At 39.9% G+C, this 17258-nt stretch carries 13 protein-coding genes and 1 pseudogene; 7 read left to right on the top strand and 7 right to left on the bottom strand.

All coding sequences use genetic code 11. From position 1 onward, the window contains the following. Positions 1–122: 122 nt before the first annotated feature. Both MSG95_RS10225 and MSG95_RS10220 read right to left on the bottom strand, forming a co-directional pair. Positions 123–1055, bottom strand: a pseudogene (locus MSG95_RS10225) (carbohydrate porin); the annotation flags it as partial. A 155-nt stretch (positions 1056–1210) separates the two neighbouring features. After that, positions 1211–2329, bottom strand: coding sequence for a CaiB/BaiF CoA transferase family protein (locus tag MSG95_RS10220; protein ID WP_077165611.1), 1119 nt, complete (start codon positions 2327–2329; stop codon positions 1211–1213). Positions 2330–2539: 210 nt separating this feature from the next. On the opposite strand from MSG95_RS10220, the gene MSG95_RS10215 reads away from it, so the two are divergent. After that, the gene (locus tag MSG95_RS10215) at positions 2540–3553 is read left to right on the top strand and encodes an AraC family transcriptional regulator (protein WP_039253244.1); all 1014 of its coding nucleotides are present in this window, start codon (positions 2540–2542) and stop codon (positions 3551–3553) included. Between the two features lie 391 nt (positions 3554–3944). Here the strand turns inward: MSG95_RS10215 and MSG95_RS10210 are convergent, their stop codons facing one another. Beyond that, complete coding sequence (locus MSG95_RS10210) at positions 3945–5039, bottom strand: agmatine deiminase family protein (protein ID WP_077165612.1); 1095 nt, start codon at positions 5037–5039, stop codon at positions 3945–3947. Between the two features lie 228 nt (positions 5040–5267). On the opposite strand from MSG95_RS10210, the gene MSG95_RS10205 reads away from it, so the two are divergent. From MSG95_RS10205 to MSG95_RS10190, 4 genes are all read left to right on the top strand, one after another. Then, the gene (locus tag MSG95_RS10205) at positions 5268–6473 is read left to right on the top strand and encodes an acetyl-CoA C-acetyltransferase (protein ID WP_077165613.1); all 1206 of its coding nucleotides are present in this window, start codon (positions 5268–5270) and stop codon (positions 6471–6473) included. Between the two features lie 20 nt (positions 6474–6493). Then, the gene (locus tag MSG95_RS10200; protein ID WP_324624779.1) at positions 6494–8629 is read left to right on the top strand and encodes a 3-hydroxyacyl-CoA dehydrogenase NAD-binding domain-containing protein; all 2136 of its coding nucleotides are present in this window, start codon (positions 6494–6496) and stop codon (positions 8627–8629) included. Between the two features lie 173 nt (positions 8630–8802). Then, positions 8803–9057 carry a hypothetical protein gene (locus MSG95_RS10195; RefSeq protein WP_077165615.1) on the top strand — a complete coding sequence of 85 codons (255 nt, stop codon included), beginning with the start codon at positions 8803–8805 and terminating at the stop codon, positions 9055–9057. Positions 9058–9072: 15 nt separating this feature from the next. Further along, positions 9073–9933 (top strand): patatin-like phospholipase family protein, encoded by an 861-nt coding sequence (locus MSG95_RS10190; RefSeq protein ID WP_004705722.1) that lies wholly within the window; start codon positions 9073–9075, stop codon positions 9931–9933. A gap of 29 nt (positions 9934–9962) precedes the next feature. Here MSG95_RS10190 and MSG95_RS10185 read toward each other — a convergent pair whose 3' ends face one another. Together MSG95_RS10185 and MSG95_RS10180 are read right to left on the bottom strand one after the other, a co-directional pair. Beyond that, entirely contained in the window at positions 9963–10382 is a 420-nt protein-coding gene (locus MSG95_RS10185) for a GNAT family N-acetyltransferase (RefSeq protein WP_077165616.1), read from the bottom strand. 12 nt (positions 10383–10394) lie between these two features. Next, complete coding sequence (locus MSG95_RS10180; protein ID WP_077165617.1) at positions 10395–11606, bottom strand: class I SAM-dependent methyltransferase; 1212 nt, start codon at positions 11604–11606, stop codon at positions 10395–10397. Between the two features lie 127 nt (positions 11607–11733). Between MSG95_RS10180 and trhA the strand changes: the two genes are divergently transcribed. Next, positions 11734–12375 (top strand): PAQR family membrane homeostasis protein TrhA, encoded by a 642-nt coding sequence (trhA, locus tag MSG95_RS10175; protein ID WP_019457516.1) that lies wholly within the window; start codon positions 11734–11736, stop codon positions 12373–12375. Positions 12376–12508: 133 nt separating this feature from the next. After that, complete coding sequence (locus tag MSG95_RS10170; RefSeq protein WP_019457515.1) at positions 12509–13819, top strand: MFS transporter; 1311 nt, start codon at positions 12509–12511, stop codon at positions 13817–13819. A gap of 68 nt (positions 13820–13887) precedes the next feature. On the opposite strand, the gene MSG95_RS10165 is transcribed toward MSG95_RS10170, so the two are convergent. Both MSG95_RS10165 and secA read right to left on the bottom strand, forming a co-directional pair. Beyond that, the gene (locus MSG95_RS10165; RefSeq protein ID WP_019457514.1) at positions 13888–14331 is read right to left on the bottom strand and encodes a hypothetical protein; all 444 of its coding nucleotides are present in this window, start codon (positions 14329–14331) and stop codon (positions 13888–13890) included. A 130-nt stretch (positions 14332–14461) separates the two neighbouring features. Further along, complete coding sequence (gene secA, locus MSG95_RS10160; protein WP_077165618.1) at positions 14462–17185, bottom strand: preprotein translocase subunit SecA; 2724 nt, start codon at positions 17183–17185, stop codon at positions 14462–14464. Positions 17186–17258 lie beyond the last annotated feature (73 nt).

The raw sequence follows: 17258 nt of genomic DNA, 5'->3' as shown, positions 1-17258 counted from the left end.
TTAGACCTTTAGCCAATTCGGCAGCCATACTTTTGATTGTTGCTTCATCCATGTGAAGTACCTTTTGTAATTATCCTCTGAAGGATAAATGAAAATTAAGTACTTACACAAAATTTAGAACAGTCCCGGAAAGTCAGATTCACAAAACCTGTTAAACCACGATCAGTTTGGTCAGCTGGTTGGAATAGTTTTTGTTTTGCAGTTACCCAAACACCTTGTTTATGCGATGTTTTGGTTGGATTGGTAATTTCCTCTGCATCAGCAGTACTGTAGTAATAACCTAAACGGTATTCACCAGCCATGCTTTGTGCACCTAGTTTAGGTGACCAAACTACTTCTGCCGGAATAATTGCACCGTGAGAACCGTCTGTGCTCAGGTTAAAGCCTTTGCCTCGTTCCAAGTTCTCTGGGTTATATTCATATACACCGACTTGCGTATATAGATCAGGTTGCACGTTATATTTAACACGCATTGCCCATTGGCTCACTGGCCAGTTATACCATTGGTCGCCAACCCAGTTACCCACTTGTGAACCACAAAGTGCCAAGTTCTGGAAGTCACAGTCAAAACTATTAAAGTCTTCGCCTTCACCAAAACGACCAACTTTCACATCTAACTTTTGATCAAGGAATTTTTTCTTAATCCATAAATCAGTTAAACGCCAAGTTTGCTCACGACCCCACACTTCTTGTGCAGAACTAATGTGTCCAGCTAAAGCAGGAGAATGTTCAGAAAGCGATTGCCCATCACGATAAGTTAACGTGATTTGAGCTTCTGTATCTTGCCACCCTAAAATTTTACTCAGGTCCAAATGCGAACCTAAAGCGAGTTGCCCTGTATAAGCACTGCCATGTGAAGAAGTATTCTTTGAATCTAAAATACCGGCATATTCACCGGTATATCCAAAAGAAAAATCATAACCTTGTGCTTGTAACGCTGTGCGTTGCCCGTTCCAATCACCCAACATCCAAGAACCATTTGGGTCAAATGCAGCAGCAGCTTGTGCATGCTGAACAAAAAGAGTAATTGATAAAACGGATAAACAGGAAACCATCAAAGATTTATGCGTTTTCATGTTTACGTACCTTTTATGTCTTTGTTTATAAAGGTTACGCTAATTTTATGTAAAGAAATTATTCAAAATGTTAATCAATTGATTAATCAGATAATAATCTTAATACACACTGTATAAGAAATAACCCTAAGACATTACCACTGTCCCTCGCCAAGCTTTTGACCTACAAAGGAATATCGCATTTGTGAACGTGAAAACTTTATTGGGCATGCGATCTGTGGTTCTGTATCCGTTGTATTATTTTGCAAAGGAACATCCACAATCCATCCACGTTGTTGTGCTAATGGCGAGTTTAAAGCCTCACTCAAACTCAATACGGGCTCTACACAAACATCCAAATTTGCAAAAATTTCATGCCATTCTTTAAACGTTTTGGCTTTAATTTTTTCTTGAATAGCTTGCTTCACTTCTTGTCGATCTTGGATATCTAATGACGCGCCTTTTTGTAACAGCATAGGTAAATCTAATGCAGCAGACAACCCAGCCATAAATTGTGGCTCAAGACTACCAATAGAAAGATAACGCCCATCTTGAGTTATATAATAGTCATAGAAAATGCCACCGTTGAGCATGCCCTGCTCTGGTGCCTGTTCAACTTGACCTGCAAGTGCGGCTGATGCTGCCATGCTATTTAGACTCGCCACACAGTCGGTCATGGAAATATCAATATATTGTCCCATACCACTACGACTGCGTTCGACAACCGCAGCCAAAATAGCAATAACTGCATGTAATGATCCGCCTGCAATATCAGCAACCTGAATGCCAAGCGGTGGCGGGCCGCTATCTTGTCGACCGCTATAACCTGCAATACCCGCTAAAGCTAAATAATTAATGTCGTGCCCAGCTCGATCTTTATAGTTTCCAGTTTGTCCATAACCTGTGATTGAGCAATAAATTAGACGTGGGTTAATTTCGGCAAGTGTCGCGTAGTCTAGCCCCAAGCGACGCATGACATCCGGTCGAAACTGCTCAACTACAATATCAAACTCGGAAATCTTGGTTTTTATCAGATCAATACTGGCAGCATCTTTTAAATCTAGAACAATCGACTGTTTATTTCGATTTAGATAACTATGTGCAGTCGCCTGTCCATTGGCATAGGGCGGCATAATCCGGATGAGATCTGGACGTGATGGAGATTCGATATGGATAACTTGTGCGCCCATATCGGCTAAGTACATTGTGGCAAAAGGTCCAGGTAAGAGCGTCGAGAAATCGAGAACTTTAAGTCCGTTTAATGCTGTCGTCATCGTATTTTTAACCACTATTATTCGAATTTTCTTTTATATTAGTTAAGCAAATATTCTAAAACAATGTCATGTTCAGCCATTTACCTTGATCATTTCGGCAATTTAACATGTAAAAAGTGCTTTTACACTGTTGTAAATCGCCAATTTATTTTTTTAGACGGTCATTTAGGTCAATTTAAAGTGAACATCAAAGAGACTGAAGGATTCAATATGAGTCGCGATACGATTAGCATCCACTTCGTGAATGCGGCTTTGACAGGCGTAAAACGCCTTGGCATGGATGTCGAGACGTTACTTTCACATGTGGGTATCGAAGCGGAACTATTACGTCAACCTAAAGCTCGAATCTCACCAGAACAATATACCCGTTTTATAAAAATGCTATGGATGGTCACCCAAGACGAACACGTCGGTTTTGATGTACAACCGCGTCGTTTGGGCACTTTTGCCATTATGTGTCAGTTGATTATTCATGCAAAAACTTTGGGACAAGCTCTCGAACTTTCATCTCAATTTTACAAGTTATTTGGTGATGAATGGTCGGTAACACTAGAGCGTGACAAACACGAAGCGCGTTTAGTACCTCTCATTCCAAAAACATTAGATCCAGATCATTTCATTACTGAAAGTATGCTCATGATTTGGCATGGTTTAGCATCGTGGCTGATTGAACGTCGTTTACCGTTAGAACGTGTTCATTTTAGCTATCCGCGTCCTGCACATGCAGATGAATATGACGCGTTATTCTTTGCGCCAGTCATGCAGTTTGATGCACCTCGCACCGAAATAACTTTTGCAGCTGATTATCTTGATTTACCAATCCGCCAAGATGAAAAAACGCTAGAAGAGTTCCTAAAAGCAGCCCCTGCTCAGCTTTTAGTAAAATTCAAAAACACCAACTCGTTGACTTCTCGTATTCGTGACGTACTTAAGAGCCAAATTGGTGAAGAAATGCCAACGCTTAATGACGTTGCATCAATGCTGTATTTATCTCCGCAAACCTTACGCCGCCGCTTGGCTGCTGAAGGTAAAAGCTACCAAGGCGTAAAAGACGCTTTACGTCGAGATGCTGCTATTCACTTGTTGCTCAACCCTGAATTAACACTTGAAGATGTTGCTCAACAGGTTGGCTTTAGTGAAACCAGTACCTTCCATCGTGCATTTAAAAAATGGACTGGTGTAACGCCTGGTTTATATCGTCAGCTACACGGTTATCACAATTAATAATTTCTAAAAGCAGTATTCAACTTTTTGCAGTTGAATACTGCTTTTCAAATAGATAAGTAGTCAAACGTACATATACCATTTACTTGACTAACAATGATTATAAAAAAGCTGATTTTGCTCATCGACAATCTCAAAATTTGATTTATATTCACTTGTATGACGCCATGGGAAAATGGTTGCTAATCATCTAGCCAAATTAAATTATCAAGTCCGATATATTGTAATTATTGTTTTTAAGTCAAGTGTCGGCCAAGGTGTAGATTTATCCGAACCACTCATACAAACAATATAAATAAACTTCATTTGTTATTAACACAATGAAAAAAGCATGCGAGTTTAAAGAACTGGTATCAGCTTATGAATAAATTGATACCAGTTTTAAATCAAATTATTTATGTCTAGCAGCTTGAATAAGTTTTACAGCATTATCTCCTGCCACTTGCCAAGTGAGACAACGCACGCTGCCGCCCATTGGACAAACATTTTCCGCATTCACAGAAATGACTTTCTTACTGGTATTTTGCTTGATGATCGTTAATGCTTTCTCGTCATGCGGCATATTAAATGTGGGCACATAAATATTATTATGTGTGACCGTCGCATTCAAATTTACGCCACAAGCTGATTCAAAACCTTCCCATTGACCTTTAGGATTGGTTTTATACTCAACAGGAACTTCCACAATTTTTGCAGTTGGAAAAGAAGTTTTTAATTCCTTCATTACTATTGACCTAAATGATGGGTTTTTTGAGTAGTCATTCACAAGCAATGTATTTTTATCCACCCAACTAACCATGCCATCTGAATGTGCCAGTACTTCTTCATCTGGTTCGAGAATCGCAACCTCTGTTGCACCCAATGTTGCTTTTAACTCTTGTTTGGCCTCATTATAGCTAAGCTCATTATCTTCCATAAAACGTGTTGTCGTAATTACACGACTTGCATAGTCATCTACAAGATTTCCCCCATCAATCATCAAATCAGTTTTAGCTCTTTGAATTTGATAACGATCAGCAAATTGATTAAAACTTTTTTGCACGTCTTTACTTTGCTTCTGAGTCATTGATGCCCAAGTATAAGTAAATTGCACAGGCTGCTCAGGATTAACCGTGGTGAAGTCCCGCATCCAAATATCGCGAATATCATCCACCAATAAAATATCTTCAGGAACTTTGCCGGTGAAATAAGGCTTCGTGTCTTCATCCACCAAAATGACTACGTTGTCATTGCCTAAAATTGATTTTGCATAAGCAATCTGGAAATCTACAATCTGTTGAAACGCTGATTTGTAATAAGCATCATGCACAGATGGTGCAGACAATACCAATAACATTCTCTCGTCAGTGACTTGATTTGAATAAGTTTGGCCCATTTTTTTATCCTCACTTACTTTATTATTTTCAAGATTTTTTCCAGATGAATCACATCCCAAAAGTGACAATATCAATGCTATGACAGCATAGTGACGCTTTGTTTTTATCATGTGCTTTGGCCTATCACTTATACTAATAATTTCCAAAGGCTAGTCTAATCGAAGATATTTCCAAACATGTAAAAGAACACCAAATTTAACAATTGGCTGGATTACTTATCTCTCATCAAATTGGCAAAAATCATCACCTGACTGGTGCGCTTATCGTCATTGCACTCGCTCTTAAAACCAGTACACTCAAAACACAAATAAATTTTAAGCAATAAAAAAGGAACTGTTATGAGCGAGGCTTATATTATTGATGCCATTCGCACACCACGCGGAAAAGGAAAAAAAGACGGCTCTCTTTACGAAGTAAAACCAATCACATTACTCACCACTCTATTAAATGAATTAAAGCAACGCCATCAGCTTGATACATCAAAAGTGGACGACATTGTTCTGGGCTGCGTAACGCCAATTGGCGATCAAGGTGGGGACATTGCAAAAACCGCAGCAATTGCTGCAGGCTGGAATGATGATGTTGCTGGTGTACAAATTAACCGTTTTTGTGCTTCAGGTTTAGAAGCAGTCAACATGGCAGCCATGAAAGTCCGCTCTGGTTGGGAAGATTTAGTGGTTGCTGGCGGTGTTGAATCAATGTCACGCATTCCAATGGGTTCTGATGGCGGACCGTGGGCTTTAGACCCAGAAACAAACCTTAAATCATCATTTGTTCCGCAAGGTATTGGGGCTGACCTTATTGCAACTTTAGATGGCTATAACCGTGAAGATGTCGATAACTTTGCAGTGAAGTCACAACAAAAAGCAGCGGCAGCTCAAGCAAATGGTTATTTTGACCAATCAGTTGTGCCAGTCAAAGATCATTCAGGTGTGATAATTTTAGAAAAAGATGAATTTATTAAAGGCCATACCACACTAGAAGGTCTTGCAAAGCTCAACCCAAGTTTTGAAATGATGGGGCAAATGGGCTTTGATGCAGTCGCTTTACAAAAATATCCAGAAGCACAAAAAATCAATCATGTTCATCACGCAGGTAACTCATCAGGTATTGTCGATGGAGCAGCAGTAGTTTTATTAGCTTCAGAAAAAGCAGTGAAAGAACAAAATTTAAAACCACGCGCTAAAGTTTTAGCGACTGCATTAGTTGGTACTGACCCAACCATTATGCTGACTGGCCCTGCGCCAGCCGCACGTAAAGCCTTGGAAAAAGCTGGTCTAACAATTGATGATATTGACCTATTTGAAGTCAATGAAGCATTCGCGGCAGTTGTTATGCGTTTTATTAATGAGCTCAACGTCCCCGCTGAAAAAGTCAACGTAAATGGCGGTGCGATTGCTTTAGGCCATCCATTAGGAGCAACAGGTGCCATGATTTTGGGCACACTACTTGATGAGCTTGAACGACAAGATAAAAAGCGCGGTTTAGCAACACTATGTGTCGGCGGTGGTATGGGTATTGCCACCATTATTGAGCGTGTATAAAAATTTAGGGATATATAAAGATGAGTGCAATTCAATACGAAAAAAATGCCGACAATATTGTCATTTTAACGCTTGATTCAACTGGTCAATCTGCAAACACCATGAATGCTGAGTTTCGTGACTCACTTGATGAGGTCACTCAGAAACTTAAAGCAGAAACAGAACTTTCAGGCGTTATTTTCCGTTCGGCTAAGAAAACGTTCTTTGCAGGCGGCGACCTAGATGAGCTAATTCAAGTTCAACCTGAGCATGCAACTGACTTTTTCAATATGGTTGAAAAGCTAAAAGGTCATTTACGTACAATAGAAACCTTAGGAATTCCAGTGGTTGCAGCATTAAATGGCACAGCACTGGGCGGTGGATGGGAAATTGCATTAAGTTGTCATCACCGTATTGCAATCAATGACTCGAAAAGCAAATTTGGCCTACCAGAAGTTACTTTAGGTTTATTACCGGGCGGCGGCGGTATTGTGCGTATGGTACGTCTGCTTGGGCTTCAAAATGCATTTCCATTTTTAATGGAAGGCAAACAGTTCGGTGTCGATAAAGCCAAATCTTTAGGTCTAATTCATGATACTGCTGAAAATGAACAGGAGCTTTTAGATAAAGCAATTGCTTGGATCAAAGCAAATCCAAAATCTCAACAGCCTTTTGATGTGAAGGGTTATAAAATTCCGGGTGGTGATCCCAAAACGCCGGCAGTTGCACAAGTTCTTGCGATTGCACCAGCCATGTTAAGAGATAAAACCAAAGGTTGTTACCCTGCCCCTGAAGCGATTATGGCTGCCGCAGTTGAAGGTGCTCAAGTCGATGTCGATACTGCACTGCGTATTGAGTCCCGCTACTTTACTCAGCTTACAACAGGTCAAATTTCTAAAAATATGATCAGCACTTTCTGGCATGGTCTAAATGCAATTAAGTCTGGTGCAAGCCGCCCTGCCGATGTTGCCAAATGGCAAGCCACTAAAGTTGGTGTGTTGGGTGCGGGCATGATGGGTGCGGGCATTGCTTATTCAACAGCCATTAAAGGTATTCCAGTTGTCCTTAAAGATGTCTCAGTTGAAAATGCGGAGAAAGGCAAAGCATATTCACAAAAGCTTCTTGATAAACGTGTTTCACAAGGCCGCATGACCGCAGAAAAACGTGATCAGGTTTTATCTCTGATTACGGCTACAGCGTCAGCTCAAGACCTTCAAGGCTGTGATTTAATTATTGAAGCGGTATTTGAAAATCAAGAACTCAAAGCCAAAGTCACTCAAGAAGCCGAACAATATTTAGTACCTAACGGCGTAATGGCATCAAATACATCGACCCTGCCAATCACAGGCTTAGCGCAAGCAAGTAAAGATGATAAAGCGTTTATTGGTCTGCATTTCTTTAGCCCTGTCGACAAAATGCAGTTGGTTGAAATTATCAAAGGTAAAAATACCTCCGCAGAGACACTTGCTAAAGCCTACGATTTCGTACAGCAAATTGGAAAAACACCAATTGTTGTCAATGACAGCCGTGGCTTCTTTACCAGTCGTGTATTTGGTACTTTTATTCAAGAAGGTATGCGCTTGCTTGCCGAAGGTGTCCACCCAGCACGTATTGAAATGGCAGCACTGAAAGCAGGCATGCCTGTGGGACCACTTGCGATTCAAGATGAAGTGTCTTTAACTTTAACCGAGCATGTTGCTAGCGAAGCACGTAAAGCTTTACAAGCCGAAGGCAAAGAGCTACCGAAAACACCAGTAGATGAAGTGATTCATACCATGATTCATGAATTAAACCGTAAAGGTAAAGCTGCTGGCGCAGGTTTCTATGACTATCCTGAAAATGGTAAAAAACACCTATGGGAAGGCTTAAACCGCTGGCAGAAAGATCATGATATTTCTGAGCAGGATATGATAGATCGTATTTTGTTTGTACAAGCCTTAGATACCTTACGTTGTTACGAAGAAGGTGTATTGGAATCGGTTATTGATGCCAATGTCGGTTCTATTTTTGGAATTGGTTATGCCCCTTGGACTGGTGGAGCGATTCAATTCCTGAATCAATATGGTATTGAGAAAGCAGAAAAACGCGCCGAAGAGTTAGCTACCAAATATGGTGAAAGATTCACACCACCAGCATTACTAAAAACCAAAGCTGAGCAGAAGCAAAATATTCAATAACTTAGACGTAATGAATATTTAAAAACTGCATAAACCTTACCCATATAAATATATTTTATTTATATGGGTTTTTCTTTATGTTCTTTATGCCCTTTAAGATTTCTGCCTACAGCCTAAATATGCTATAAATAGACTTCATTTTTGTGCTTCTACAGCACATTCGAGAAATCCTTATGTCCGATAAAAATTCTTCCGAATCAGTAGTTTTAGGCTGGAAATTTGTTCTGATCGTTGGTGTTTTAAGTGCGATTTTCCTTGGCTTTTTCTACTTAGCAATGAGTAATGAACCTGACTATATGCCAGGTGCTCAGCGCAAAGCTCAACAGCACGAAATGCAACAAAAAGCTGAAAAGTCGAAAGATCAACAAAGTCAGCATGACAACATGCCTGGAATGGACATGCAAGAACATCAGCATTCACATCAGTAATCAGATATTTTTCAAATGACAGATTTTTCCCGCAATGCACTAGTTGTAGAAGGTGGAGGCATGCGTGGTGCCTTTACCAGTGGTGTACTTGATGCTTTTCTACAACAGCAGTTCAATCCTTTTGACTTATACGTTGGTGTATCTTCTGGTTCGACCAATGTGGCTAACTACTTAGCAGGTCAACAAGGTCGGACTTTAACCTTTTATATTGATCATTCCCTCCGTCCTGAATTTATTGATTATAAGCGCTTCTTTAAAGGTGGCGATTTACTTGATTTAAAATGGATGTGGGAAATTGGCGAGCAAGAACATCCTCTTGATCAACAGAGCCTTTTTGCCAAAAATCCAGATTTTTATATGGTGTTGACGCATGCCAAAACTGGTCATGCTGAGTATCTTCGTGCTGGTAAAGATAATCTGTTAAATGCACTGCGTGCTTCTAGCTCAATTCCGGTTTTAACGCGTCATCCCGTCGATATTATGGGTGAACCATACTTTGATGGCGGCGTTGCAGATGCCCTACCCGTTCGCTGGACAGCACAGCAAAGTGGCGTTAAAAAGCTGTTAGTTTTACGCACTCGTCCTAAAAATTACTTTAAGGGCAGTAGCCGAGGGGATCAATTCCTCGCAAAATATGCGTTTAAACATTACTATGGTTTTGCAAGCAGTTTACGAAACCGTTGTGCCCGTTATAACGCTTCGGTAGATTTTGTTCGTGGCAATAATCCAGACCAGCAAATTTTAGAAGTTTGCCCACCGCCACTTAAAAATATGGCTGGACGTTTAACCACAAATCCGAAAAAGCTTCGTTATAGTTACGAAGTTGGTTTAGAGACTGGCTTACAAGCCATCGAAAACTGGAATGCGATGAAGTAATTCAAAGTTGAGATTTCTACAAAGGAATCTCAACTTAACGCTAAAATCATATTGATATGTGGAATACCACAATCTTGGTAAACTTCACCCTGCACGTTAAAACCTAGAGCCTCATAAAAAGCTGTCACATAAGTTTGCGCGGAAAGCTTTAAATAAGGCAGTTTCTGGTTACGCGCATAGTCAATAATATGCTGCATTAAAATTTTACCAATACCCTGCTTTCGATAAGGCATTAAAACGGCAACACGCCCTACACTGTGCTGTGGCAAAAAACGTGCTGTAGCGATAGGCTGCTCTTTGTCATACACCATAAAGTGCACAGCAGTGGCATCAAAGTCATCCCATTCATCTTCGGATGCAATGCCTTGCTCTTGAATAAAGACTTGCTCACGGATATATTTCGCATCTTTCTCAAGCTGCTCCCAATCATCCGCTATAACTTTATACATTCACTCATCTTCCTAGCATTTGCAGCCAATATTTTCGATCGGCAATTGATCTTGTAATAACAGTTCCAAGGTATGTTTTTTAATCCCGTACATTTCTTTCAATGCTTGGATTTGAGCCATAATCTTCGCATCAGGTTGTGAAACATTCTTGCGTTTTGTCGCCAAAATCATTTTGTTTTTGCTGGTATGCTCAAGCGATACAAACTCAAAAACTTTAGTTTCATAACCATACGCTTTTAAAAGTAACGCACGTAATGTATCGGTCAACATCTCAGCTTGTTGCCCAGCATGAATACCAAACTGTAGCATCGGTTGTAGAACTTCAGGACTATGTAGTTGTGGACGCAACTCTTTGTGACAGCACGGTGCGCACATAATCATTGAAGCGTTCAAACGAATTCCGGTATGAATGGCAAAATCAGTCGCGATATCACACGCATGCAAAGCAATCATAACGTCCAGCTTTTCTGGCTGATAACTACGAACATCGCCTTCAAAAAAGTCCAAATGATTAAAATGCACTTTGTCTGCCACATTCTGGCAGAACTCCACCAAGTTACGGCGCAGCTCTACACCCGTAATTAAAGGAATCTTTTGTTGTTCCTGTAAATAATCATATAAAGCAAAAGTTAAATAACCTTTCCCTGAACCAAAATCGACGATGCGTAATTCTTTTTGCTCTGCATCAATTTGTTCATACGCGCTCGCAAAAATTTCGATAAATTTATTAATCTGCTTCCATTTACGAGCCATACTTGGAATGATTTGAGCTTTCTCATCAGTAATACCAAGTTCTTTTAGAAATGCACTACTCTGCTGTACATAACGCTGTTTCTCACGATCATGTGCTTGTACCGTTGGAGACATATTCGTACTTTGTTTTTTCCCAATGTTAAGCATGGCTTTTTTCTTATTTTTTTTAAGCTGAATTTCTTGCAGAGTTGAAAATAAATTTGCTTGTTTACATTGCACAATCAACGTTGCGATCTGTTCTAAACCCTCTTCAAAGGTATAGTTTTTGGTCACATCTTGAGTAGTGTGGTGATATAAAGCCGAAAGTTGTTTTTGCCCATTTAACTCTACAATGCGGAAAGTGATTTTTTCTAGTTGTGCCAACTCTCCTTTATATTGACTCAAAATCAAACGCTCAAAACTCTGCTCATCAAGCATTTGTTTGATTTCATGAAAGAATTGCTGTTCTTGCTCAAAGGAGAAAACCGACACAGATATACCTAAAGAATGGTGACTCATATAAACTGAAAGTTTAAAGGGTATAGGATTAAAAATAAAATAACTTTACGACTGTTTTGTATTTCTATACATTTGTATTTTTAATCAAAAAAATAAACTTATGAGTAAATCGGTGTTAGAAACTTACGACCCCAAAGAAGAACTTTTTAATGCCTATAGCCATGGTGCTGGCGTTATTATGGCCGTGGTTGCCGCTATCCTTTTAATTATAAAAGGATCTTATCTTCCAACTGCTCAGTGGGTAGGTTTGTGGGTATACGCTTTTAGCCTAATTCTCGTTTTTACCAGTTCGACTCTTTATCACTTTGCGCAAACCCAAAACTTACGTTACTGGTATAAAAAACTCGATCACACTGCTATTTATTACTTAATTGCAGGAACATATACCCCGTTTTTAAGTATTGCGATACCTACATCCAAAGCCCATATATTACTTATTGCACTTTGGGCCATTGCTGCAATTGGTACACTTTTCAAGTTAGTTTTCATTCACCGTTTTCAGAAAATCTCTTTACTTGCCTATGTTCTAATGGGATGGCTTGCCGTTTTTGTAATGGACGATATGCGTACTTATTTAAGTAAAGATGCTTTGATATTCTTAATTACTGGGGGCTTAGCTTATACGGTTGGAGCATTGTTTTACGCATTAAAAAAGGTAAGATATACCCATGCAATCTGGCATATTTTTGTGCTTTTAGGTGCAGGAGCACACTTTCTTGCAATCTATTGGTACGTTATTTAGTCCATTTTTCACTCATATTCAGTGATCCTGAAAGAGTCATGGATGATGTTCTTTCACGCTATTCTTTAAGAAAATTATCTTTTAAAAAAGGATAGCAAACTAAAAATAAATTTTAATTGATATAAGGACTTATATGGAGTCAACCTCTGCGACTGCTGCTCCTGTAGTAGCCACTAATTCAAAAGCACGAGTTTTATTTGCAAGCTTAGTCGGTACAACCATTGAGTTCTTCGACTTTTATATCTATGCAACTGCTGCCGTGATTATCTTTCCACACCTGTTTTTCCCTGCTAGCAGTGGCAGTGCCGCAGTCTTACAGTCTCTGGCAACCTTTGCGATTGCCTTTATTGCTCGTCCTATCGGTGCAGCCTTATTTGGCCACTTAGGGGATCGTATTGGCCGTAAAGCAACACTAGTGGCAGCTTTGCTGACCATGGGTATATCAACGGTATGTATTGGCTTACTTCCGACTTATGCACAAATCGGGATTGTAGCTCCCTTACTACTAGCGGCTTGCCGTCTAGGACAAGGTTTAGGTTTAGGGGGCGAATGGAGTGGTGCTGTACTACTTGCAACTGAAAATGCACCAGAAGGTAAGCGTGCTTGGTATGGCATGTTCCCACAGCTTGGCGCCCCTATTGGTTTTATTTTAGCAACGGGATCATTCTTACTTTTAAGTGCTGCTATTCCTGAACAGGCATTCATGCAATGGGGATGGCGTATTCCATTTATTGCGAGTGCAATTTTGGTCATTGTTGGTTTATATATCCGTTTAAAACTCCATGAAACTCCAGCTTTCCAGAAAGTTTTAGATAAACAAAAAGAAGTTAATATTCCATTTAAAGAAGTCGTTACCAAACATACGGGTAAGCTTATTCTCGGCACGATTGCAGCGATCTGTACATTCGTTGTGTTTTATCTCACTACAGTGTTTGCACTTAACTGGGGAACAACAAAACTTGGCTATGCACGTGGTGAGTTTTTAGAACTTCAACTTTTTGCGACACTTTGTTTTGCAGCATTCATTCCTTTATCTGCTATTTTTGCAGAAAAATTTGGACGTAAAGCCACTTCAGTTGGCGTATGTATTGCTGCTGCGATCTTCGGATTATTCTTCTCTAGCATGTTAGAGTCTGGCAATACTCTTATCGTTTTTCTTTTCTTATGTACTGGCCTATCAATTATGGGTTTAACCTATGGCCCAATTGGTACAGTTCTTTCTGAGATTTTCCCAATTTCAGTTCGTTATACAGGTTCAGCATTAACCTTTAACTTAGCTGGTATTTTTGGCGCATCGTTTGCTCCACTGATTGCCACAAAACTTGCTGAAACTTACGGTTTATATGCTGTAGGTTATTATCTGACAGCAGCATCACTTTTATCATTGGTCGCGTTCTTATTAATACGTGAAACAAAAAATGACGATGTAAATAATCAGATTTAAATATTTTCAAACACCCTAATATAAAAAAAGCCGGTTCAAAATTGACCGGCTTTTTTTATATATGAAAATTAATTCATTGATGCAGGATTTGCTGGCGCAACACCGTTTGTCGCCGCTGGAGCAGTTACATTATTTGCTGCTACAGCTGCTGCACCCGCAACTGCGGCTTCACCAATTAAAGCAATTTTTGCTTTTTCTTGGCTTTTCGCAGACAACGCTGGGTTAGTTGCAACAATACGATTAATGTTTGCAGAGTTTGCTGGAGCAATCGCAGCAGTTTGTAAAATGATTGGGCGATTACCTGTATTACCCAATGTATAACGAATACCTGTACGAGGGCTAATTACCGTCGTGTTTTCTTGCTTCACTACAGCCTGAGCCGAAGTTGGACCAGTTGCTGCACGAACTTTAGCAACCGTTGTTGTTTGAGGGGCTGAAGTTGTTTCTGCTGCGAAAACAAAACTTGGCACAGCAAGAACAGCTAAAAATAAGGGTTGTAATACTTTTTTCATTGTCTTTCCAACATACACTCTGGATGAGAAGTAAATAGCATTTAATGCTTAAAACTGCAAACATTATTCACAGGCTTACTACAAACCAAAAAAAAGCAGAACAATTGTTCTGCTTTTTTTATCCAGCAAATTAAATTTTGCCGTGGCACTGCTTATATTTTAAACCAGAACCACATGGACATGGTGCATTGCGACTTTCAGGAACAGGGAACATTTGTTGGTTATCAACCGACTCATTGAGTGTTTCCTGAGAAGCAGTCACTTCACCAGTTAAGCCATCAACATCATCATGCTCAAAAGAAAGCTTCATTGCTTCTGCTTGCTGTTGTTGTTGAGCTTCCATTTCTGCAAGCTCTTCTGGTGTTGGGATATGTACACGAGACAAATCAGTCACAACATCAGTTTTAATGACACCCAACATGTTTACAAACAAGTTAAATGCTTCTTTTTTGTATTCCTGCTCAGGGTTCTTTTGCGCATAGCCGCGTAAGTGGATACCTTGGCGCAAATAATCCATTGCAGCTAAATGGTCTTTCCAATGACGGTCAAGAGAATTTAAAACGAAATGACGCTCAAGCATTGCTGCTGATTCATCACCCATTTGTGCACGACGTTGACGATAACGTGTAAGTACTTCATCGCTAATACGCTCAACCAGACCTTCTTCATCAAGACGACGATCTTGCTCTAACCATTCCTGAACTGGTAACTCAATACCTAAATCAATACGTAAAGCATTTTCCAAGCCTTCCACATCCCATTGGTCGTGAATTGACTCTGGTGGAATAAAGTTAGCAATCATGGCTTGCATGACTTCATGATGCATTTCTTCAACGTATTCTTGTAAAGTGTTTTCCGCTAAAACTTCATCACGTTGTGAATAAATGATTTTACGTTGTTCATTATTCACGTCATCGTATTTCAATAGGTTCTTACGAATATCGAAGTTACGTGCTTCAACTTTACGTTGTGCATTTTCGATAGAACGGCTTACCATTTTGTGTTCAATCGCTTCATTTTCCTGTAAGCCCATTGCACGCATCATGGCAACAACACGGTCACCTGCGAAAATACGCATGAGGTCATCTTCAAGAGATAAATAGAAGCGAGAAACACCAGGGTCACCTTGACGACCCGCACGACCACGTAACTGGTTGTCAATACGGCGTGATTCATGGCGCTCAGAACCAATAATATGCAAACCACCTGCTTGCAATACATCTTCGTGGTCTTGTTCCCATTGTGCTTTCAGATGAGCTTCATCTTCTGCTGTCGGGTTTTCAAGCTTGGCAAGTTTCGCCTTCCAGTTACCACCTAAAATAATATCTGTACCACGACCAGCCATGTTGGTTGCAATTGTTACGGCATTCGGGCTGCCTGCCTGAGCAATAATGTCTGCTTCACGTTCATGTTGTTTAGCGTTCAACACTTCGTGGTGAATACCAGCTTGCATCAACTTAGAAGATAAAATTTCACTGGCTTCAATGGTTGCTGTACCAATTAGAATCGGTGCAACACCTTGCTCACGAATATTCATAATTTCTTGAATAATCGCATTATATTTACCATTACGGTTTAAATAAATTAAATCGTTTTGGTCGTTACGAATCATTGGTCGGTGAGTCGGAATAATGACAACATCAAGACCGTAAATCTCTTTCATTTCCGCAGCTTCAGTATCAGCAGTACCTGTCATACCTGAAAGCTTTTTATAAAGACGGAAATAGTTCTGGAATGTAGTTGTTGCTAAAGTTTGGTTTTCAGGCTGAATTTCCAAGCCTTCTTTTGCTTCAACTGCTTGGTGCAAACCTTCTGACCAACGACGACCCGGCATTGTACGACCAGTGTGCTCATCAACAATGATCACTTCACCATCATGAATAATATAGTGAACATCACGTTGGAATAAGAAGTGCGCACGAATAGCAGCAGATACATGGTGAACAAGGTTTAAGTTTGTTGCTGAATATAAGCTTTCGCCTTCAGCCAACAAGCCCATTTGAATGAGTTCTTGTTCTACAGTTTCATAACCGATTTCAGTCATTTCAACTGAACGCTGCTTTTCATCAATCCAGAAATGTCCACCATCGGCAACTTTTTCTTCTTTTTGCGGGTGTAATTTTGGTGGAATCGTATTGATTGCAGTATAGAGGTGTGAAGAGTCTTCACTTTGACCAGAAATAATTAATGGCGTACGCGCCTCATCAATTAAGATTGAGTCAACTTCGTCAATAATGGCATAGTGCAAACCACGTTGTTTCTTTTCTGCTAAAGAAAACACCATGTTGTCACGTAAGTAGTCAAAACCAAATTCGTTGTTGGTACCATAGGTAATGTCAGAAAGGTAAGCCGCTGCTTTTTCTGACGGTTCTTGCATTGAATAAATTGTACCAATGCTTAAACCTAGAAATTCAAATAATGGACGGTTTAACTCAGCATCACGTTGTGCCAAGTAATCGTTCACAGTAATCACATGAACGCCTTGACCACTTAATGCGTTTAAATAACACGCTAAAGTACCCATAAGGGTTTTACCTTCACCGGTACGCATTTCGGCAATTTTGCCTTCGTGTAGAGTAATACCACCAATCAATTGCACATCATAGTGACGCATGCCCATTACACGTTTTGCTGCCTCACGACAAACTGCAAACGCTTCAGGAAGTAACTTATCTAAACTTTCGCCATTGTTATAACGTTGTTTGAATTCTGGAGTTTTTGCAGATAAGTCTGCATCGCTTAAAGCTGATATCGTCGGCTCGAGCGCATTGATTTGCTCAACAATTTTGCGCATGCGTTTGAGTTCACGCTCATTTTTTGTACCGAAGATACCTCCGATCAGACTTGCCAACATGGATAAACTCTCTAAATCTTGCTTGGTCAAATGAATAAATTTTTTCTCAGTCGTTTATTATGGTGCCAGAAAT

The organism is Acinetobacter sp. IK23, from assembly GCF_035615275.1.
GTDB lineage: Bacteria > Pseudomonadota > Gammaproteobacteria > Pseudomonadales > Moraxellaceae > Acinetobacter > Acinetobacter seifertii.
The sequence above is the reverse complement of the archived record's forward strand: the minus strand, read 5'-3'. Positions and strand labels throughout refer to the sequence as shown.